Here is a 19253-nt window from a genome sequence, read left to right as displayed (position 1 = left end):
TATGAAAAGAGAGCTTTTAGAACAGAGGCCATTTGAGTTTTCAGCACGTGTGACATTACAATTAGGGCGAGAGAGTATTTCGAGTTCAACAGTTGCAATTTCAGAACTGATTAAAAACTCTTATGATGCTGATTCAGACTCAGTAGGAATCGATTTTACTATTAGAAAGTATGGAGTTTCGACTTTAGTCATAAAGGATACTGGTCATGGTATGTCTTCGGATATGTTGCTTGATAATTGGTTGAAAATAGGTACTGATAATAAATCCGTATATGGTTATTCACAGTCAGGTAGACGAGTTTTAACTGGTGCTAAAGGACTTGGTAGATTAGGAATTGATCGACTTTGTAAAAAATTAGTTCTTTACACAAAAACTAAAGATATGGACCATGCAATTCAGTTAAATATTGATTGGAAACGGTTTGAAAAAACAAATCAATCAATATCTGAAATTAAACATGATGTTTATAAAGTTCAACTTCCTGTTAGAGATAAATATGGGGACATATTTATTGATGAAAAAGATTCAGGAACAAGGATGCTTTTAATTGGTCTTAAAGATGATTGGAATACAAGTTTTCTTAGCATTTTAGAAAATGAATTAAGGCTTCTTGTCTCTCCATTTCAGGCTAAAAACGAATTTGAAATAACATTGACTGAAAACCGAAAAAATGAAACCACAAAAAAAGTCATTAATTCGGAAAGATTTCTTAGATTAGCTAGATGGAAAGTTAAAGCAGGTATTGATTCTGATGGGTTTATATCTGCTACTTATATAAATGAAAATAGGGAGATTGAAGTTATACAAGATAAAATTGCTTGGAAGGATTGGATTAAAACTAGAGGGGAAACTCCTAAATGTGGGCCAGTTGAATTTGAGTTTTATTATATACCGCAAGATGATATTTCGTTAAATAAAGTAAACTTAAGACGAACTGACTTCAGAAAGTTTATGAATTTAAACCAAGGTGTCAGAATTTACAGAGATCATTTTAGAGTCCGTCCGTATGGTGAGCCTTCAGGTAAAGGTGATTGGTTAGACATTGGCTATAGGAAAGCTGCTAGTCCAGGTGGTATTTCGCAAGGTGGTTGGAGAGTTGGTCCAAATCAGATTTTAGGTTCTGTATTGATATCAAGAGAAACTAATAAAGTACTTGATGATCAGGCTAACCGTGAAGGTATTGTAGAGAATGATGCTTTTTTTGATTTACGTACTTTTTTATTAAAAATTCTGGAAACATTTGAATACTTAGCACATAAAGACGCAAAATCAATTAAAAAGTCAGATCTGGCTGCAGAGTTAAGTGATATTTTAGCTAAAACAAAGCAAGAAACAGAAGAAGCGATTGAACGGCTTAAAGAGTCTGTATCATCAAAACCAAAAATTAAAAGAAGCAATAAAAAGAAGCAATTAAGTAGAGATGATTTAATTACTAGTAGGTTGAAAACATTTGAATCTGCACAACAAAAGCTTATAGATGCTCAAAAAAAATACGAAGATGCACTAATAACAAAAAATGATACTCTTGAAAAAGAAAAAAATACGCTTTCAAACTTAGCATCTTTGGGTATTCTTACTGTTTGTTTTGGTCATGAAATTAGACAACACTCAGCTCTAGCCTCTAATAATGCTTATGATGTGGAAGAAACACTGTTAGAAAGTAAAGACGATCTAGTGAACTTAGATGTTGATGCCTGTATTTCTGCCATATCGCGAGTAGTAAAAAGTACTGAATATATAAATAACTTTTCAAATTTTGCTTTAGCTAACATTAAACCTGATAAAAGGAAAAGGGGTAAAGTTAATATTCCAAAAGTTTTCCGCTATGTATTTGATGTAATGTCAGAAAGTTTAGAAACGATGGGGTTGGATGCTGATGTCATTGTAAATGGAGATGAAAGTGGCTTTAATGTCAAATCTTATGAAATTGATTGGGAAAGTATAGCAATAAACCTAATCACAAATTCAATGTGGGCTGTTGAATTAAAACCAAAAGAAGAACGTAAAATTGAAGTTGAGTTTACTATGATAGACGATAAAACTATTGAGATGATTTTTACCGATTCTGGTGTTGGCTTAGAGCAAGGAGCTGAAACCGAAATATTCATTCCAATGAATAGTAGCAAGAGAGATAACACCGGAAACGCTATAGGAACTGGTATGGGGCTTGCTATTGTAAAAACTAACATTGAGGATCATGTTGGCGGCTCATTAAAAGCTTTATGTAAAGGTCGACTTGGTGGGGCTGAGTTTATTTTCAACTTACCAGTGGGGCGTTAAAGATGAATAAAGTTATTTATATAGAAGATCAGGAAGATGCTCGTATTACATATTCTAGATCTTTAAAAAGAATTTACGGCGATGAATTTGAAATTATTGCAATTGAGCCATCGAATAAAATTGAAGAAATGGTGGAAACACTATTATCTTATGATGATGTAGTTTCATATATTATCGATGAGAGGTTAAATCTTACAGGTGTAGCAAATTATATAGGCACAACGTTAGTTGAAGCAATAAGGGCGATTGATAGTAAAATTCCAGTATATATCTTGACAAGTTATGCTGGAGATGTTGACCCAATATTGGGAAGTGTTGAATTTGTTATTGATAAATCTGATGCTTTTAAAAAAGACAAAAGGCATGAACTATCACAAAGAATGAGAAGGCATATTGACACATTTAATGATATTCAAAGTGCAAGAGCTAAGCGTTTAGATGAGCTATTGATTAAATCTGTTGAACATAATCTATCAGAGAAAGAACAAAAAGAATTAGAAAAATTAAACTATTTTCGAATGAAAAAAATTCTCCTTGAAGAACAGGCTCCTTCAATTATTCTTAAAGGTGAGCTGGATAAACAAGCAGAGATACTTCGTGAAATAGAAGAAAAATTAAAAGAATTGGATTGATCGTTGAATGTTTTATCCCAAACTAAAAAGAAGAACTAAAAAAGAGTATCATAATAGATTAGGGCAATATTACGCAGATTATCGTAAAAATTATGATAAAATTGCAGAAGATTGTAAGCATCGGTGTGTATATTGCGATATACTTGTTGACGAAATGGGAGGTGAAGGTATGCAGCTGGATCACTTTCGTCCACAACATCATTTTCCAACGCTTGCTACAGACCCATATAATTTATATTTATCTTGTCCTAAGTGTAATGTTTTGAAGTCAAAAGACTGGCCATGTTCTAAAGATCCGACTAGACCTAGTTTTGTTGGTAGTGTTGGCTATTTAGACTCTTTTTCTCATCAAGCATCATCTTTTCTTGTTGTTGATAATGAAGGCGCGATAGTTTCGCTGGGTGGTCCGGTAAATTACATGGTAAAAAAACTAAGCCTTAATAGACTTAGTCGTACACAAATAAGAAGAAAAAGGGTCATTGATAATAAGAAAAATAATTTATCCAGTAATATAACCATGATGATGGGTAAGATATTAAAGGAGGCTAGAGATAATCCATCTTTAACTAAAGAAGAAATACTGAATAAGTTGGAAAATATTCAGGTTCTTCAACAAAAGATAAATTCTCTATAGTTTTTTAAGAATAAGAGTTGGCCATTAACGGCATAATCGGAAAGGCCGCTATGCGGCCTTTAGACAGTTTGCTATTTAATACGGCTTGGTTGCTCTAAGTTAATATTTATTGTCACTATATTTACAGTGATATTTGTCTTTCTTATTTTATGTTTAAATAATGTTTTTTTAGCTTCTTTTTCAGCCATTCGGTTTTTTGTTGGGTCGAAAATGACATAGAAAACCTCTTTAAGAAGGCCATCATCATCTTCCCCCCTTATGTATTCTTCAATTTCTCTTATGCCTTGTTGGTGATACTTTAATCCTCGCCATATTTTCACTTCATAAAGGTACCTATGACCACCTTCAAATGTTAGGATATCGGTATAACCACCTCTAGTCTGAACTTCTCTATAACTTCTAGAAGTTAAATGAGATTGAAGTAATGCTCTACCAATGTATTCATGTGGTTTTCCATTTGCATATATATCTTTTGCACACTGTCTCTCAATAAAGTGCTTAAAATCTATTAATTTAGTGAAAGCGGAGATTTCTCTATTGATATTAACTCCAACCACTTCTGATGAAATTAATTTATCAATAAATTTAGAGGAAAATGATTTTCCATTTATGAATAAAAGAATGTTTCTTAATGATCTTTTTTTCTCAGACTGTATATTATCTTCAACTAATGATGATTCTATAACATTTTCAAGTAGTGCTAACTGCTCTTTACATACTTTAATTATATCCACATATTCATCATTCAAGTAAAAAGATTGAATAGTGTTTTGATATGAATCATAAGTTCCAATCTTTTCATATAATTCATCAAGGCTAGAAGTACAATCAGAATTGGATAAAAATAGAATGGTTTCAGATAATGTTATAATAAATCGGTATGTGGTATCTGATAAATACCTGTGGTGACTAAAAGATTCTTGGCTTTCTAGAAAACTATTTTTGGCTTCAATTTTCTTAATGTCAGATTTCAAATCATCTTCATTTATGGATTTACCGCTTGCAAATAGTTCTAAAATTTTGAAGGTTATGGTGATAACTTCAAAGTTTGGCTTAACAATTAAATTAATGATATTTAATGCTGGATGTATGCTCTGACTACTAAGTTTCTTATGAGCTGATTTTATATCAGATCTTGCTTTACCCCAGTTTTTGCTAATTAGATTATTTCTATAAGAAATAATATCTCGGTACCCGGAAATAGATTCGTTGATTTTTGCTTTGTAAACATCAGGATCTTCTGGTGGTTTAAATGAACGGTCACAAATTTCATGTGCTTTTTCTTTTAACTCATCAAGTATGAAGTCAGAGCTGAGATCGGAGTCATCGGTAAATTCTAAAGAAAATGATGCTGTAATCGCAACATTGTGGAAGTGTCTTAAGAATTCACTACCATCACTTGAAGTAGCTAGGGCTACCAGTTGTAATGGGAAAATTGTTTGGGATTCAGCCCCCATTTTTGAAAGTGTATAGGCGTAGTTATTATGAACTCTAGATAATTCAGGATTTGTTACAATTAACTCCTCAAAAATAATTGCGGATTCTTCATACCTTTCTAACATTGATAATGAAAGAGCTATATTATGCTTCCAGCATGGATTGTATGGTTCAATTTTTAAGACTTTTTGCCATGTCTCTAGTTCTCTCTGATAGTTCTGGTTAGAATAATATTGTTCTGCTTTATTAATTAGTTTTGATAGTTTCATTTTATTGGCAGTATTCATTTGATAATCTTTTAATAACTTTCCCTTGAGTCTTAATCGTTGTCACCTCAACCTCGACATTCTTATCATTGAACTCCATAAATATCTTATCGCTTGGAAGTCGATGCAACTCATTTACAGTAGTGAGGCCGTCAAAAGAAACTAAATACTTCCCACTGATCACCTTCGTATTACTCGTATCCACAAACAGTTTCTGCCCTTCATACTCAACTAGCATCAGGTTCTCTGCTTCTGGCATTCCTTCCAAAAACTTAGCATCAAAGAACATTTTGCCTTTGTCGATCAAATCACCGTTCTTAAGCTCGAAGTAGGGCAGCTCAATTTTTCCACTTTCAGAACTAGGTTCACCCTTCTCATACATCTCACCTTCACCAAGCAGCAACCAACGAAGAGATACCCCAGTAGTCAAATGTACACGTACAGCGATTTCAAAAGGAGTTTGATCACGCTGATGCCAAGTTGAAATAGTACCTTTGCCTACTCCAAGCACATCAGTGAGCTCTTTGTATTCTGACAAATGTAGAGCCTCAACTAATCTTGAGGTCACATTTTTGCCTCCTTCATACGAAAGAGGTTCAATTTTATCTTGACTAGGACTCATATGTAGATCTACCATTCATGCATCAGTAAGGGTGTTCTGGATTGTATAGCAGCAAAAAGAACACAATTGAATGACTCAATAACACGATAGGATACCACCATGGAATCAACTTCAATAGTGTTTAACGCGCCACTTTCGCCTTTTGTCACAGTACAAAAGTTCTCTGAATTCACAGGTATAGCTGTTGGTCAGGTGAACAAGATGATTCATGAAGGCCGCCTTCCTATCCGCAATAAGCTCAAACCAAAAGAAAAGCCACTTATCAACATGGTTGCATTGGCAAACGAAGCTGATCAGCAGGCTTATTAAATCATTGGGTTAATTGAGTAAGTCATTTGAATATGCCTTAGGGATAGGAAGCTCACAATGTCTGCAAATGAATGTCCTAAACACACCGCGTTCACAAACGCATGCTCCACCTTTAGCAACGATCACACCGTTAAGCAGTTGGCGGCTAAGTTCGGGCTAAACAGTCAAATGCTGTGTAACAAGCTGGATGCAAACAAAACACACAAGCTGTTTGTTGAAGAGCTGCTGTTACTCACCAAAGCAACCTACAACCCAGCAACCGGAAAAATGGACACCGGCTTAGTTGATGGCCTGCTGCGAGAACTCAACTTAACAGCCATTCCATTACCTGAATCAGAAATTGCTCAAAAGCCAGCATCGCTGACAGACCGCATGTTACAGATTTCATCTGCAACGGGTGAACTCAGCGCACATGCTTTGCAAATCAACGCCACCAATCGCGTAAATCGCACAACGAAAGAGCAGGTCGTCAAACGCGCTCAATGTGCAGTACGCGAACTCGTCATGCTAATGAATGAAGTAGAAGGCAAGTTTCAAGCTGTGCCGGTTCTTTCGTGTGCGTTTGATGCCATTGGTTCTATGCCTTTGCCTGGTTTGTCATAGGGGAATCCAACATGGGACAAGCACTAGAACGTATTGAACATCAGTTTCCTCGCCCGGCAGAGGAATCCATTGCCCAGTGTCATGCACTGTTTAACTGCGAAAGCCAGTTGGGCCTGTTGTATGACAATTTGGAAGAGAAGGTAAAACGCACGTTGTGTTTTTCTGCGGGGTTAAAACAACGCCACGTAGAAATGAAGCTTCATGAATTGAACACCATCGAGAGAAAGGCATTACACAACGCCATTAACACACTGGCCGATGCGCTAAAGCCTCTCGCTCATCAGTTGTTTAAAGAATTCCGTTAGTAACTCTATTTATCTGAACATTTGTTATTTGGTTAGGAGAACACCATGGAACAAGGAACAGTAAAAAGTCATTTGCTACAACAAGCTGAAGCCCTCGCAAAAGATTGCACAACGTTTGCGGAGTCACTAAGACAAGAGCGTGATTGCCATGATGTGATGTTAGGGATCATGCAGCTGGCGATGGTGAACAAAGGCATCATTGATATTCACGCACAATATGTTCCCCACACGGATTCCTTCACTGGGTTTGTTGTTGAGTCTGATAGTTCTTATCAAGCAGACACAGTCGTATGGATCTATTCCTTCGATGTTAATTTTTCATTCGATAAGAACCCGCTACAAATGCTGCTGGAAGTCGAAGACAAACTTCTTGAGTTAATTGCCGACGCTAAAGATAAAGCAGAGGTGGCAGCATGAGTATCAATAGCCTCGAAGACCTAGCATGCTTTGCTGAAAGTAGACCTTTCGATGGAACTGGCATTTTTTGTTTCTATCAAATTCGCAGATCTAACACTAAACAAGTGTCAGAAATTGAAGCATTAGCAACAGCTGTAGAAAAAGAAGAATATGGCATGGTCGGTCTCGTTACTGCAGATCAGATTCGAGATTTCCAACCTGTAGTGACTGGAGGTGTGCAATGAGCCTCGGTCATATCATGGTTACTTCAGATGACTTATACGCGGCACTTTCTGATGTCGGGATGCGTTCTGAATCGAAAGATATATTCGTCAATATCTTTAATTACATCGAAGACATGACAGGCGAATGGTTCGCACTAGATACCGTTCGCGCTCAGTCCATCCATGTCGCCCACGATCCGGCCTTGCTTGCTGTCGATGAAATATATGCCGGCTGGTTCGCGTTCTGGATGTGTGTATTCAACAGCTCAGATAATGGAAGCGAGTTAGAAGCACAGGCAATGGGGTCAATACGAAGCCTGTTTTTTGTCGCTGCTCACAACCGCCAAATCACCGTTCCTTCAGCTATCGAAACATGGTGGCTGCAAACCGCAGACATTCACCGTAACCATTCACTTAACGAGGTGGCAGCATGATGAATTATCTAGCTGTTTACCTAAATTCAGGCGGTGGCGTTGTTCGTAACGAAGAAACCCAAGAGGTGATGAATTTACAGCTTGGTGAATATCCATCTGCAGATATTGCGATTGAAGATGCGTGCGAACAATTGGATTGCAAACACGTAATGAATGGCGTTCTTGTGAAGGGACAAGACAAAGGCGGTTTCATGATTGTTGATGCGCAGGAGTTTGTGGCGTTATGAGTGATCCTAAATTCGTCCTTTGCCAAGACTGCTTAAAACTGAAGCCTTTCACCGATGCTCGCCACAACTGCGAAGAACAGTGCGAATGTGGCGGTGATTTCTGTGGTTGTTTGTACTGCCAGGAAACAATTGAAGCTTTGATGGCAGGTGAAACCAAGGCTGAAGTACTTGGCACTAAGTGTGATGTGAGTGGCTGGACTGCGGAAAGGGGTAGGGATGTTATCGAATAACGATCTCTTTTATGTGGCTGCCACTGTGCAGCCACATGACAAAACAGAAAATAATTTAGCCGCTTATAATAGCGGTTTTTTAGGATTCGATTTTTGTGGGCCACGCCCAAGCCGTTTAAATCCAGAACAACGTTGGGAATTAAACCGCGTCAGTCGCGAGAATGAATTTTTTGCCGAGAAACAAAAAGCGCATGCCGCTTCTTTGCCTGACTATAACGCAGATCACCTCCGCGAAGCGGCGGCACGAAGTGACGAAAACAATAGGCTTGTCCAAGGGCGCAAAAGTCCGACACGCCATAAAATGTCTGATTTATCTCGTCGTGTGGCAATGCTCCGAAAGGCTCAGCGCGGTTCGGTGGTGCTGGATAGTATCGAGGCGGCTTACAATCACGACACGTTGTATGCGCTCTCAGACAATGGAAACAAAGCGCGGGTTTTGGCTCCGAAAGGCAAATCCAAGATTGCAGAGCCAAAAATCAATCCAAATTCAATCAGATTGATGAAACGTGATTGGTCCGGTGGATTCAAAGTTCAATATCACACCCAGACGCCGTCAAGTGCCGCGCCGGATGCACAGGAAGGCGACCGATTTACAGAAAACCTGACCAAACGCGCGGTAAGCAAAATTTTTGAGTCGGGTGCCTATGTTGCAACGTGCTGTGGTGGGTTTACTACTTTCTTAACCCTGACATTTAAAAAAGAACAACGAAACAAAATATTCGGCGGCATGGTTGAAGGAGATGCCGCGCCATATTCCACATTGCCTAAACCACCGTTACCAGCCAGTAAAACCCGAGGGGCGCGTTCAATGTTGCGGGGACGTCCACAGCTAAAATGTACTGATGGCACAAATACCCCTATCAATATCAAGCGCAATATGGCTAAGTCAGTTGACCATATTGCAGGCCCATACACCGCGCTGGATGTGCCGACCACTTTTGAGAAAGATTCAGGAATGATTGCCGGCCCTATCTGCCCGCAGCCTGTATTGATGAATGCCGATCGTGTTATTGCGGGGCCATACTCACCACTTTGCGCCAAACCAGAAAAAGAATTCACCCTCACTAAAACGGCTGAAACCACGATAGGCAAAGAGGTTAGCCGTTTTTTGGATGGTGCAAAAAAAATGTATCACCGTGGTTGGGTGGCAAATCATACCGTTGAAATTGATGTTGAAAGCGGCGCGGAATATTGCAAATTAGAAGAAAAATCCATAGCCGGTTACACCAAAGCCAGCGACGTGGGGCCAACTCAAGAGCCATCAGATTTTCATTATATCTGGGTGGCTGAATGCCCGGCTAATGAAGACGGTGAACCTAATCCTCACGTACACGTTTTATTAAACTGGTCAGTGCCTAAACCGCAGTTTTCTGCCTGGTCAAAACGGCTAGAAAAGTTATGGGGTAATGGTTTTGCTAACTTGCAACGTATCCAGCAACCAAAAGCAGCGGGAACTTACATCATCAAAGCCGTTGGTTATGCCGCCAAAGGTGAAAATGCCGACCAAGGGCTAATCAAGGGCAACCGTTATAACATCGCTCAATGCAGCCGCGCCCCTGCTTGGGAATGTGTTGCCAGTTTTGAGGCCGATAATATGGCGGCAATCATTAAAGAGTGTGGATACCAGTTGGAACAGTGGCGAAAACCGCTGAACCGAAGCATTAGACGTATTGAAAGGCAGATAGACCAAACCATAAAGGCGAAAGCGATAGCCAAACAAGCCAAAAAGCCACAAGACGTGATCCACAAATTAACGGGTCGCATTATCCGGCTTGAACACCAACAGAAAGCGGTTAGGGACCAAATAAAAAGCCGTGAAGTGTATGCCACCACTAAAAATATTTTTTGCTTTTCCTTTGATGGCGAACACGCAGAAGAAAAGGCGTGGGATTTCTTGCTTTGGGCAGCTGGCGCTCGCGGTTGGTCAATGGAATCGAGATCGGACGATGAAACTTACCGACAAATCGTAGCCGAAGCCAAACAGGCCGCACGTATCGAGTACGCCAATAACTATAACCAGTTCAAAGAAAAGCGCGCTTACTGGCAAAGCGTTTTACATGATCCATTAATACGATGTGATGATGGTGATCGAGATGCGGAGCTCGCGTGGAGTATGTCCATGCGCGAGCAATACGAAAAATCTTACGAGATTCGAACCGGTTGGAATAATTAGGAGTGTGATATGTGCTTTGACGATTTAGCCCTTAAAGTATTGAAAAAGCAGTTCATGGAAAATGCTAAACGCTCAGTTTCGCCTGGGGGAAAAACGGCTGCTGATGTCTCATGGGAGTGCACTGCTCACAACGCCATATCTTTTGAGCCGTCCCCAAATCCGCCTTCAGCCACGGAAACGTTGCGCCCCAAAATTGAATGCACGGCCTGATGTGCCGACAGTCATCGCAAAGCTCTAGCCTTGGTATTTTGACTAACTCTTTATCTGTATCAGTTACTTGCGTCACTTTTTTTCTCGTTAATGCTGCACATTGAATAAGTTTACTGTATATTCATACAGTGCTTTACGCAAGGAGTACTGTAAATGGCGCATTCAATCAGCTGGCAAGCCATTGATTTTATAGTTGAAGCGCTCGCTGCAAGTACATACGGCGAAGACCGTACTGAAGTAGGGGTGTATTTGGTGGAATTGGTAATGAAAGAGAAGAAAGGGCAGTTAGATGCGGAACAGTTGAAGATGGTAAGAGCCTTGCTGGCTGATGCGTCGTCGCTTGCCGTCAAGGTAGATACAGAGATTTGATCTGTTCTGTGCCATCAATTGACTAAAGAGAACGGAACACTTTAAGTGTTCCGTTTTATTCTGATTAGGCGAACACACCAAGGAAAGCTGCTAATTTTAATGCTGACATAATTAATGCTTGAGTGTCAGCTGCATTATCTATTTCCTGTCTAATTTCCTTTAACTTATTGATGTCATCGCGAGTAGTGAGAACACCATCTTTAAATAATGCTAACCGTGCTGTTAATAGCTCTTCACTGGCTGCTTTTATGGCTGGCTTTAAAACCCATTTGTCACTTGGTTCGGCTTCAGCATATTTATCAAACAACGCATCAAGTGCTTTTTCAGAGTCCTTGATAAATTTTAGATCCTGAATATCTGACATATTAAATATCCTTCGGTGTAATAGACAAATTCATATTGCATTGTTCAATGTTTGAAATTGATATTTTTTCTATTCTTTTCCAGTATTCTTTGTCCCCAAGTTCTTTTTGGATGCTTTCCAGTTTTGATGTTGCATGATTCACATCAATACCATTGAGTGTTCCTAAAAAATCAAGGCCAAATTGAACAACAGCCAAAATGTCAGAAACGGATGCAGAGCTATAATTGCCAAGCAGAGTGTGTAAATTTCTCCCATCTTCTACTGCAGCCAAGGTTAGTTTGATGGTTTGTTCATGCTTTTCATCATATGCTTTAATTGCTGTTGATATTTCGTTAAACAATAATCTTGCCTCAGTATCCTTCTTGTTTGCGACTAAGTTTTTGTAATCGGCTACTTTTTGGTTTATTGATAGAGGGTATAATGGTTTTTTGTTTAGCGTGACAGAAAAATTAACTAACTGGCTAGTTGCTTTAGCTACTATATCTTGCCCGCAAGCTACATATTCAGCTCCTAGAAGGTTACCTTGTGGTAGAGACTCGTATGAATTTCGAAGCAATGCGTATATAAGCTTTATGTCATAGAATTCATTTTCAATAGTATTATCATTTTTGCTATTTTCTCGAATGCTTATACTTGCCACCATCGTATCTTTTGTTACTGACGGCTTACCATTTTTTATGATCGAATCAGACGTTTGAGTAAATAGTTCGTCATCAGTCTCACGTTCTTGTTTTATATAGTCCTTAAATAGTTGCTCATAAGAGTCAATTGCTTGTAGTGATTTTGATTCAAAAGACTTAACTGCTGTGACGAGTGCTTCAGCTTTCTCAGTTGAACAGCCTGTCATCAAAAGTAGAATTATGAGGGGCGTAAAAATGAGAGATACTTTATTTTTCATTAGTTCCTCCAAGTTTGATTTGCTGTGCTTTGTGCGCTTTTTTCAACTCTAGATGTGACATCGATCGAAGATGATTCTTTATTTGGTGCCTCAAATTATATCCTTAGTAATTTATTTATGGCGCAGGCTAGTGACCCAAATAGATTTACTTTAATGCGAGGGTAGTGTACTGAGTGCATATGAGCTATAAGGATTCATTGTAATGGGATAGGGATCTAATAATTTTTAAAACATTGCCAATTGACTATGAATCTCTTTTACTTTTTCATGCGGTAAGGCTTTAACCAAGGCCGTAACTAGTTCGTTAGTATTCTTGGCCGAAGGGCTGAGAGTATGGGAAAAGCTGAGGTTCATCACGAAAGAGTGGCCACACTCGGGGTCACTACAACTGCAGTACAAATCCGCATAGCTGGTCGATATGCGATTGGTCTTTTGAATGCGGGCTTTCTCACCGCACTCTGGGCAAAATACTCTCATAACGCATCCACTTGATTGATGAACTGACTAGTCAATTGTAAACCAAGTGACTGTGTTTTTATACAGTGCCGTCTACTAAGTCTTCTCAACACACAAAGAGATGAGTGCGTCCACGTAAAACACATTCGCGCCACGGAAATCGCACTCCTCCTCCCCACCTGCGACGTTTAAAAAAAATGATTTTTTTCAGTTTTGTTTTCTGCAATTTTGACGGAGGTGCCAGGGGAGTGATTTGGCTATAAGCCCCATGAATACAGGGCTTTCAAGGCGGGGTGATAGAAGAAACCAGCGATAAAACCACAAACATAAAACTGAAAAATTGAAATTAATTACAGCTTTTTTCAGTTTTAAAGATCTCTTGTTGATCACTCTTATTCGCTTAACTTATTGATAATTAAATGGTTGATGTGTTTTCTGTCACTATTTTAGTGATCTGGTTGATCGCAATAATGATCTGGTTATTTACGTTTGAAGCCAGGTAGGGCAAGGGCTGGTGGCGTTTTTTGTCTGAAAATGAAATTTCAATTAACTGAAGCCCTCAACTTTACTGACTCAAATTCAATCTGACAGCTTAAGTTAGCGAACACGATGTAGGCTGACTATTGTGACGATCGAAAATCCCAAATAGCGAGTGTAAAAGAGGCCGCTACAGCGACCTCTTCGGGGGATTCTGCTAAAGAACTTTTTATTTTTTAGGAACTAAATCCACATCAATGAATTCTTGCCCAGCTCCATTCCTTAATGTTCCTGTATAAATATTATAACCAGGAGCATTAATCATCATCGTATCACCCGGGATGAACATTCCTGCTAACTTATAATGACCAACAGCATCAGTCGTTGTTGTTGTTGATGTCCGCATTACTGTTACCGTTGCTGATGATATTGGAGTAGATGTATTTTTATCTCTCACAACCCCTATAACTGATGAGCATCCAGTTAAAACAATTAAAACTATACCAACTAAAAAACGCTTATCGAACATAGATCTCAATCCATATGAAACAATATTAATTAATTGATTATTATTGCATATTAATTACTGATGGATGAAGCTGTTCTTATCTCAATGCTTGATAGATCACACAAATAAGAGTGGTGATACTGTTCAAAAGAGCAGTTTTTTTGCATATCAAGGCTTGCGGAGTCGCACTAGTAAACGCTCGCTTCCCGTTAACGAATGTCAGAGTGAGCCAAGCTTTTCAGACAAATATGTCACTCCAAACCCTGCTTAACTCACCTCAACTGAGGGCTATCTGCTTTTCACCATTCGCTAAAGTGAACTCAAACTGCAAGCTTTTCGGCACTTCCGTATCACTATTCACCGCATCCATGAACATTTCACATGCGGGTATCACTTCGTTCTGGGTATAAACTTCGTTGAACTTAATAGGGTCACCTCGGGTACCGCCATTGGGGATGATGGCCGCCAGTTCAACAGGGAAGCGGTGACCGGTTAACACTTCTTGAGCTGATACGTTCTTTATCTTCTCGAACTCATCTTTAGTTGCGATATCACCAACCGGGATCAACTGAATCCCTTTTTCCTTGCCGTTCGGGATGTTGATAAACATAGACCGGAAATTACCAACGCCACGGCTAGAGGCCATCTTCTCTTTTAAATCGTCTTCATCATCTTTACTCAAGTTTGGGTCAGTAGCGTAAAAGATAAAGCCCATATGTAAGCCGTTCTTGTAGTATCGACGGCGAAAAGTAGTCGCATCGCTATTTAACAAAGCCGATTGAACACAACCCAAATAATCAGGCGAGCCGTAAACCTGCTGAGCCGGGTCGTATTGCTTAATGAAAATCACATCTTCTTGCTTATAGAGTCGCTTTTTATCATCGCGCTCTAGCAGCCAGTAATCGCCTTTCTTGTTCTTGCGTAAATACATCGATGGGAGAGGGTGCAGGCGAACCACACGACCAAAGTGATCACGTATCTTTAGAATGGCAGTATCACCAAACTCCAGGAAATCATGAACAGCAGATTGAACCTGTTGTTTAAGCATTCCGCCTTTCACGAATCGACCAGCAATCATATTGCGTCGGGCCATTAAAATAGAACCATGATACGCATTGGCCCGGGTTAATTTATTTAAGCCGGTTCTATCTAGCGGCGGTTCCCAGTAGTCGTCTGAATCGTTGTAATAGAGTTCGCTGTATTCATAATTGGTGAAACCACTGTCCATGATTTCAGGTTGTCCAAAACTGAACATCAGACTTTCATTCGTTGATTGCTCAGAATCAGTTGCGGTTACTTGTTCATTATTACTCATGCACAGGTCTGCCAGGTTGATTTACGTTTTTGTTGGTGATCGAGAGGTTCATTGATGATGGCGTGAGAAATCGCCCAAAAGGCATCGGCATGGCCTACCGTTTCACTTCGGTCTGCCTTGAATGTCATCATGTTGCCGCTGTTGGTACTGGTTCGCTTAATCGCCATGAATGCCATGGCAATGTCTTTGTGCTCCGCATCAAAAGAGAGTCGGCCACTTTCAATGACATCAATCATTTTTAACACTAAGCGGTTTTTGTTTTCGTTGCTGTAGTGAATCGGTACCGCTTCTCGTGGGTATTTGGCTTGCAATAGATCCCACACACCGCCACCGATGCCAGTGGTATCGACACCAATGTAAGAAACGTTATAGCGGTTATACACTTCTTCAATTTTTGCTACGTGATATTGAAAGTTGAGCCCACGCCAATAATGCTTTTCTAACACTCGGAATTGTTCAGGTGCCACGATTGGCGGAGCAATCACAACCAAACACGCATTATCTCGGGTACGTGATGGGTCGTAACCCAGCCAGACTTCACGACGGCCAAAAGGTGTAACGGTCTTGGGTTTATAATCTCGCCACCGGCTAATATCGACCATGCACTTTTCAAGGTCGGAGAACTTAAATACCGAATGCGAGTCATCGACAAAGATGCACATAAACAAGTTATCGAAATCTGACTTGCTGTATTCATCTTTGAGTTCTTCAATATCGAATAAACCGCAACCACCGTTTGCCGCATCTTCGATAGTGACGATGTAGCGCCATTGGCGGTCGGGACAAAGGATCCCTTTCTGCATCTCTTCAAAGGTTGGGAATTCAATACTTTCCCGGCTGTCTCTGCCTTTCTTCCACGAATCCCCAGTCCAGAACGGATAAGCTGCATGTACCTTGCTAGATGGCGTTGAAAAATAGGTTTTACGCCACTTCTTATGGGTCGCCATTGCCGAAGCGAGTTTATTGAGTTCATCAAACTTGGGGATCCAAAAATACTCATCAATATAAACATGGCCGTGGTAACTCTGGGCCGTTTTGCTGTTGGTTGATAAGAATCGAAGTTCAGCGCCATTGGAGAGAGTGATTGGGTTGCCCGTTAACTCAATATCTAAAAACTCTTTTGCTATGGCAATTATGTAACTGCGGAATACTTCCGCCTGGGCGCGAGAGGCCGACAGAAAGATTTGGTTATCACCCGTTAAAATCGCATCTTCTAACGCTTCACCGGCAAAGTAATACGTAGCACCAATCTGGCGAGATTTTAAGATATTACGAATACGCTGATGGAGGTTGTCACGCATCGCCAGTTGATATTTAAACAGCGATTTATGCCATGGTTTGAAATCATCCTTGGTGATCTCATCAATGTTATTTTTGCCCGCTTTTGATTTTGTAAGAGTGGATTTCTTGTTATTGGCTTTGGTGGATGAGTTGCGGCCTCTCTGTTTCTTCGGTGCTTCTTCCTCCAGTTCGCCAGAAGCCTTTTTAATACGTAGCTCTAATTCAACACGTTGTTTCTTCAACTTCACGTGATGTTCAATCAGCTTGGTCATTTCTTTGATTTGCTGATCGGTCTTTTCTGGAAGCTCTAACAAGGTTTCCACCCGGCGAGCAATCGACTCTTCAACGGTGTTTTCACGCAGGGAATCACGCCAGCCGTATTTATCCGCCCAATAGTAGATGATGCGATCACTATTCAGCTTCAATTCAGCAGCGATTTCTTTTGGTGTCCAAGTGCGCATGTAAAGGCTCTTGGCAGCGTCTCTGATTTCTTTTGTATATGCCATGCCGCCAATAATACGCATCTGAAATAGGCAAATGATTAACAAAAATTCGGCTGTTTTCGGATAGGGGCTGTATCCGAATTACCCCGAACAGAACTGCATGATTTGCCAACTTCAAGTCCGTATTCTTGCCGTAAATCGACATTCATTTGAAGCACTGACAGGTAATTATGAGTAAGAAATCAGGCTGGAAAATCGCTGCAACGGAAGGAGCAACCATTGACGGTCGCACCATCACTAAGCAGTGGATTCTGGATATGGCAGATCAGTATTCAACGACTGAATATGGTGCGCTTATCTGGCCTGAGCATTCCCGTAGTCGATGGGACAAGTTTGAAGGAAAAAACTGGGGCACGGTTGATGAAGTTAAAGCGGAAAAGCGGGCGGGTAAGTACCGTTTATTAGTCAAACTTTCACCCAATAAATACCTGCTGAATGCCAATGCTGATGGGCAAAAGTTATTTATGTCTATCGAGCCTAATCCTGATTATTGCGGTTCTGGCCGTTGCTACTTGATGGGGTTGGCCGTGACTGATTCGCCAGCATCAACAGGAACCACACTTCTTAAATTCTCAACAGACAGTGAACACGAATACAGCCAACTAGAAGAGCTGGATTTAAGTGATGTGATGGAAAGAGATCACAGCTTGATTGCTAGTGCGTTTTCAACCATTGCTCATTTCTTCTCTTCTGGCGGGCAGTTACCCAACTTAGCCCCAACCCCTTCTGATAGCGATAAGGACGAAGAGCCAATGAACACCGAGCAGTTTAACCAAATGATGGGCAAGCTGAACGACATTGAAACCAAGCAAAATGAGCTTGAAGAAAAGCAAACAGAATTTGCCAGTCAGGTCGAACAGTTCTCCATTCAAGGTAAACCGGAAACCGATGTAAAACCTGAAGATGAGCCCGAACCAAAGGGCGAATCAATTACGGCTGAACAATTTAGCCAGGTAAATGAAAAGCTGAACACTTTGTTAACGAAACAAGGTGAGATGGAAACTCAGTTCAATGCATTAAAACAGGAATTACCGAATCAAGCGCCGGCTGGTGAAGGTGCGGGTAATCAAACGAAAGTGGAGACATTTTAATGCTCAATGCCATTTCAACTGAATATCTACAAAAATATTGTCAAGCAGTGGCGTCTGATGCAGGTGTGAGTGATCCATCCAAACAGTTTGCTATTGCTCCACCAATTGAAACCCGCCTGCGCCAGGCCATCATGGAATCTGATGCCTTTCTCGGCATGATTTCAATGCAGTCGGTTGACCAGATTAAAGGCCAGGTGGTCGATGTGGGCACCGGTGCTTTATTAACGGGCCGTGTTAAAGATGGCCGCTTCCGCAAGAAGCTGGGTATTGATGGTAATACTTATGAGCTGGTCGAAACGGATTCTTGTGCTGCGGTAACGTGGGCCATGCTAACTCAATGGGCAAATGCCGGTACATCAGGCCAGTTCGTTAAGTTAATGAATACCGCGATTTCTCGTAACTTCGCCTTAGACATGTTGCGGGTGGGTTTCCACGGTAAAACGATTGCAGACACAACCGATCCAGCCGCAAACCCGAACGGTGAAGATGTAAACAAAGGCTGGCTGACAATTGTAAAAGAAAAAAAGGCGGCTCAAGTCTTAGCTGCTGCAACGTTAGACCCTACGGGCGCAACCGTTGATTCGTATAAAAACCTTGATTCACTGGTGAATGATTTAATCAATACCACCATTCATGAAACCTACCAAAACAGTACTGATTTGGTGGTGATTGTGGGGCGTGATTTGGTTGCCTCTGAGCAGCATCGTTTATTGGAATCCGCCACGGTTCCGACCGAGCATAAGGCTGCACAGAGCCTCGCGAAAACCATTGCCGGAAAAGTCGCGTATACACCGCCATTTTTCCCTGCCAATCAAATCTGGGTCACAAACCTGAAGAACCTGCAAATTCTGACGCAGAAGGGTACCCAATGGCGTAAGGCCCGTAATGAGGAAGATCGAAAACAATTCGAGAACTCTTATTTGCGCATGGAAGGTTACGCCGTAGGTGACTTTGATAAGTTCGCTGCTATTGAAGCTGTCACCATTGCCGCTCCTGCGGAGGCATAAA

At 40.6% G+C, this 19253-nt stretch carries 23 protein-coding genes; 15 read left to right on the top strand and 8 right to left on the bottom strand.

From position 1 onward, the window contains the following. Position 1: 1 nt before the first annotated feature. Genes C9I89_RS07925 through C9I89_RS07915 form a run of 3 tightly spaced genes read left to right on the top strand, consistent with a single transcriptional unit; the run spans position 2 to position 3547 of the window. Complete coding sequence (locus C9I89_RS07925) at positions 2-2281, top strand: ATP-binding protein (protein ID WP_107282819.1); 2280 nt, start codon at positions 2-4, stop codon at positions 2279-2281. 2 nt (positions 2282-2283) lie between these two features. Continuing rightward, positions 2284-2913 carry a hypothetical protein gene (locus C9I89_RS07920; RefSeq protein ID WP_107282818.1) on the top strand — a complete coding sequence of 210 codons (630 nt, stop codon included), beginning with the start codon at positions 2284-2286 and terminating at the stop codon, positions 2911-2913. A 7-nt stretch (positions 2914-2920) separates the two neighbouring features. Next, entirely contained in the window at positions 2921-3547 is a 627-nt protein-coding gene (locus C9I89_RS07915; RefSeq protein ID WP_107282817.1) for an HNH endonuclease, read from the top strand. Between the two features lie 71 nt (positions 3548-3618). Here C9I89_RS07915 and C9I89_RS07910 read toward each other — a convergent pair whose 3' ends face one another. Beyond that, a complete protein-coding gene (locus C9I89_RS07910) occupies positions 3619-5271 on the bottom strand; it encodes a tetratricopeptide repeat protein (protein WP_107282816.1) in 1653 nt (550 codons plus the stop codon). Next, positions 5255-5872 carry a phage repressor protein CI gene (locus tag C9I89_RS07905; protein ID WP_170107658.1) on the bottom strand — a complete coding sequence of 206 codons (618 nt, stop codon included), beginning with the start codon at positions 5870-5872 and terminating at the stop codon, positions 5255-5257. The genes C9I89_RS07910 and C9I89_RS07905 overlap by 17 nt, the downstream gene beginning before the upstream one ends. 99 nt (positions 5873-5971) lie before the next feature. On the opposite strand from C9I89_RS07905, the gene C9I89_RS07900 reads away from it, so the two are divergent. The 10 genes from C9I89_RS07900 to C9I89_RS07850 all read left to right on the top strand — a co-directional run bounded on the left by C9I89_RS07900 (position 5972) and on the right by C9I89_RS07850 (position 11352). After that, a complete protein-coding gene (locus C9I89_RS07900) occupies positions 5972-6181 on the top strand; it encodes a DNA-binding protein (RefSeq protein ID WP_107282814.1) in 210 nt (69 codons plus the stop codon). Between the two features lie 57 nt (positions 6182-6238). Next, complete coding sequence (locus tag C9I89_RS07895) at positions 6239-6784, top strand: phage regulatory CII family protein (protein WP_107282813.1); 546 nt, start codon at positions 6239-6241, stop codon at positions 6782-6784. Between the two features lie 11 nt (positions 6785-6795). Next, the gene (locus tag C9I89_RS07890) at positions 6796-7089 is read left to right on the top strand and encodes a hypothetical protein (RefSeq protein WP_107282812.1); all 294 of its coding nucleotides are present in this window, start codon (positions 6796-6798) and stop codon (positions 7087-7089) included. A gap of 45 nt (positions 7090-7134) precedes the next feature. Then, positions 7135-7506 carry a hypothetical protein gene (locus C9I89_RS07885; protein ID WP_107282811.1) on the top strand — a complete coding sequence of 124 codons (372 nt, stop codon included), beginning with the start codon at positions 7135-7137 and terminating at the stop codon, positions 7504-7506. Continuing rightward, positions 7503-7730 (top strand): hypothetical protein, encoded by a 228-nt coding sequence (locus C9I89_RS07880; protein ID WP_107282810.1) that lies wholly within the window; start codon positions 7503-7505, stop codon positions 7728-7730. Before C9I89_RS07885 ends, C9I89_RS07880 begins: the two co-directional genes overlap by 4 nt. Next, a complete protein-coding gene (locus C9I89_RS07875; protein WP_107282809.1) occupies positions 7727-8143 on the top strand; it encodes a hypothetical protein in 417 nt (138 codons plus the stop codon). Before C9I89_RS07880 ends, C9I89_RS07875 begins: the two co-directional genes overlap by 4 nt. Beyond that, a complete protein-coding gene (locus C9I89_RS07870; RefSeq protein WP_107282808.1) occupies positions 8140-8370 on the top strand; it encodes a hypothetical protein in 231 nt (76 codons plus the stop codon). Before C9I89_RS07875 ends, C9I89_RS07870 begins: the two co-directional genes overlap by 4 nt. Continuing rightward, complete coding sequence (locus C9I89_RS07865) at positions 8367-8600, top strand: hypothetical protein (RefSeq protein ID WP_107282807.1); 234 nt, start codon at positions 8367-8369, stop codon at positions 8598-8600. The genes C9I89_RS07870 and C9I89_RS07865 overlap by 4 nt, the downstream gene beginning before the upstream one ends. Then, the gene (locus tag C9I89_RS22655; protein ID WP_211315223.1) at positions 8587-10773 is read left to right on the top strand and encodes a rolling circle replication-associated protein; all 2187 of its coding nucleotides are present in this window, start codon (positions 8587-8589) and stop codon (positions 10771-10773) included. The genes C9I89_RS07865 and C9I89_RS22655 overlap by 14 nt, the downstream gene beginning before the upstream one ends. Before the next feature lie 363 nt (positions 10774-11136). Next, complete coding sequence (locus tag C9I89_RS07850) at positions 11137-11352, top strand: hypothetical protein (RefSeq protein ID WP_107282805.1); 216 nt, start codon at positions 11137-11139, stop codon at positions 11350-11352. Positions 11353-11416: 64 nt separating this feature from the next. Here C9I89_RS07850 and C9I89_RS07845 read toward each other — a convergent pair whose 3' ends face one another. The 6 genes from C9I89_RS07845 to C9I89_RS07820 all read right to left on the bottom strand — a co-directional run bounded on the left by C9I89_RS07845 (position 11417) and on the right by C9I89_RS07820 (position 17157). Continuing rightward, entirely contained in the window at positions 11417-11716 is a 300-nt protein-coding gene (locus C9I89_RS07845) for a hypothetical protein (RefSeq protein ID WP_107282804.1), read from the bottom strand. Position 11717: 1 nt separating this feature from the next. Continuing rightward, positions 11718-12614 carry a hypothetical protein gene (locus C9I89_RS07840; protein ID WP_107282803.1) on the bottom strand — a complete coding sequence of 299 codons (897 nt, stop codon included), beginning with the start codon at positions 12612-12614 and terminating at the stop codon, positions 11718-11720. A 225-nt stretch (positions 12615-12839) separates the two neighbouring features. Then, positions 12840-13091: an Ogr/Delta-like zinc finger protein gene (locus tag C9I89_RS07835; RefSeq protein ID WP_107282802.1), complete on the bottom strand. Its 252-nt coding sequence runs from the start codon at positions 13089-13091 to the stop codon at positions 12840-12842. A 685-nt stretch (positions 13092-13776) separates the two neighbouring features. Next, positions 13777-14076, bottom strand: coding sequence for a carboxypeptidase regulatory-like domain-containing protein (locus tag C9I89_RS07830; protein ID WP_107282801.1), 300 nt, complete (start codon positions 14074-14076; stop codon positions 13777-13779). 256 nt (positions 14077-14332) lie between these two features. Next, complete coding sequence (locus tag C9I89_RS07825; RefSeq protein ID WP_107282800.1) at positions 14333-15370, bottom strand: phage portal protein; 1038 nt, start codon at positions 15368-15370, stop codon at positions 14333-14335. After that, positions 15367-17157, bottom strand: coding sequence for a terminase large subunit domain-containing protein (locus C9I89_RS07820; protein WP_107282951.1), 1791 nt, complete (start codon positions 17155-17157; stop codon positions 15367-15369). Before C9I89_RS07820 ends, C9I89_RS07825 begins: the two co-directional genes overlap by 4 nt. A 167-nt stretch (positions 17158-17324) precedes the next feature. Here C9I89_RS07820 and C9I89_RS07815 point away from each other — a divergent pair, with 167 nt between their 5' ends. Together C9I89_RS07815 and C9I89_RS07810 are read left to right on the top strand one after the other, a co-directional pair. Further along, complete coding sequence (locus tag C9I89_RS07815; protein ID WP_107282799.1) at positions 17325-18245, top strand: GPO family capsid scaffolding protein; 921 nt, start codon at positions 17325-17327, stop codon at positions 18243-18245. Further along, entirely contained in the window at positions 18245-19252 is a 1008-nt protein-coding gene (locus C9I89_RS07810; RefSeq protein ID WP_107282798.1) for a phage major capsid protein, P2 family, read from the top strand. Before C9I89_RS07815 ends, C9I89_RS07810 begins: the two co-directional genes overlap by 1 nt. Position 19253: the final 1 nt, after the last annotated feature.

The organism is Photobacterium lipolyticum (assembly GCF_003026475.1).
Classification (GTDB): Bacteria; Pseudomonadota; Gammaproteobacteria; order Enterobacterales; family Vibrionaceae; genus Photobacterium; species Photobacterium lipolyticum.
This window is presented reverse-complemented; position numbering and strand designations above follow the sequence as displayed.

Bases quoted from the DNA above. Each gene is read 5' to 3' on its own strand.
- C9I89_RS07925 (WP_107282819.1), top strand. From the start codon at position 2: ATGAAAAGAGAGCTTTTAGAACAGAGGCCATTTGAGTTTTCAGCACGT.
- C9I89_RS07920 (WP_107282818.1), top strand. From the start codon at position 2,284: ATGAATAAAGTTATTTATATAGAAGATCAGGAAGATGCTCGTATTACA.
- C9I89_RS07915 (WP_107282817.1), top strand. From the start codon at position 2,921: ATGTTTTATCCCAAACTAAAAAGAAGAACTAAAAAAGAGTATCATAAT.
- C9I89_RS07910 (WP_107282816.1), bottom strand. From the start codon at position 5,271: ATGAATACTGCCAATAAAATGAAACTATCAAAACTAATTAATAAAGCA.
- C9I89_RS07905 (WP_170107658.1), bottom strand. From the start codon at position 5,872: ATGAGTCCTAGTCAAGATAAAATTGAACCTCTTTCGTATGAAGGAGGC.
- C9I89_RS07900 (WP_107282814.1), top strand. From the start codon at position 5,972: ATGGAATCAACTTCAATAGTGTTTAACGCGCCACTTTCGCCTTTTGTC.
- C9I89_RS07895 (WP_107282813.1), top strand. From the start codon at position 6,239: ATGTCTGCAAATGAATGTCCTAAACACACCGCGTTCACAAACGCATGC.
- C9I89_RS07890 (WP_107282812.1), top strand. From the start codon at position 6,796: ATGGGACAAGCACTAGAACGTATTGAACATCAGTTTCCTCGCCCGGCA.
- C9I89_RS07885 (WP_107282811.1), top strand. From the start codon at position 7,135: ATGGAACAAGGAACAGTAAAAAGTCATTTGCTACAACAAGCTGAAGCC.
- C9I89_RS07880 (WP_107282810.1), top strand. From the start codon at position 7,503: ATGAGTATCAATAGCCTCGAAGACCTAGCATGCTTTGCTGAAAGTAGA.
- C9I89_RS07875 (WP_107282809.1), top strand. From the start codon at position 7,727: ATGAGCCTCGGTCATATCATGGTTACTTCAGATGACTTATACGCGGCA.
- C9I89_RS07870 (WP_107282808.1), top strand. From the start codon at position 8,140: ATGATGAATTATCTAGCTGTTTACCTAAATTCAGGCGGTGGCGTTGTT.
- C9I89_RS07865 (WP_107282807.1), top strand. From the start codon at position 8,367: ATGAGTGATCCTAAATTCGTCCTTTGCCAAGACTGCTTAAAACTGAAG.
- C9I89_RS22655 (WP_211315223.1), top strand. From the start codon at position 8,587: ATGTTATCGAATAACGATCTCTTTTATGTGGCTGCCACTGTGCAGCCA.
- C9I89_RS07850 (WP_107282805.1), top strand. From the start codon at position 11,137: ATGGCGCATTCAATCAGCTGGCAAGCCATTGATTTTATAGTTGAAGCG.
- C9I89_RS07845 (WP_107282804.1), bottom strand. From the start codon at position 11,716: ATGTCAGATATTCAGGATCTAAAATTTATCAAGGACTCTGAAAAAGCA.
- C9I89_RS07840 (WP_107282803.1), bottom strand. From the start codon at position 12,614: ATGAAAAATAAAGTATCTCTCATTTTTACGCCCCTCATAATTCTACTT.
- C9I89_RS07835 (WP_107282802.1), bottom strand. From the start codon at position 13,091: ATGAGAGTATTTTGCCCAGAGTGCGGTGAGAAAGCCCGCATTCAAAAG.
- C9I89_RS07830 (WP_107282801.1), bottom strand. From the start codon at position 14,076: ATGTTCGATAAGCGTTTTTTAGTTGGTATAGTTTTAATTGTTTTAACT.
- C9I89_RS07825 (WP_107282800.1), bottom strand. From the start codon at position 15,370: ATGAGTAATAATGAACAAGTAACCGCAACTGATTCTGAGCAATCAACG.
- C9I89_RS07820 (WP_107282951.1), bottom strand. From the start codon at position 17,157: ATGGCATATACAAAAGAAATCAGAGACGCTGCCAAGAGCCTTTACATG.
- C9I89_RS07815 (WP_107282799.1), top strand. From the start codon at position 17,325: ATGAGTAAGAAATCAGGCTGGAAAATCGCTGCAACGGAAGGAGCAACC.
- C9I89_RS07810 (WP_107282798.1), top strand. From the start codon at position 18,245: ATGCTCAATGCCATTTCAACTGAATATCTACAAAAATATTGTCAAGCA.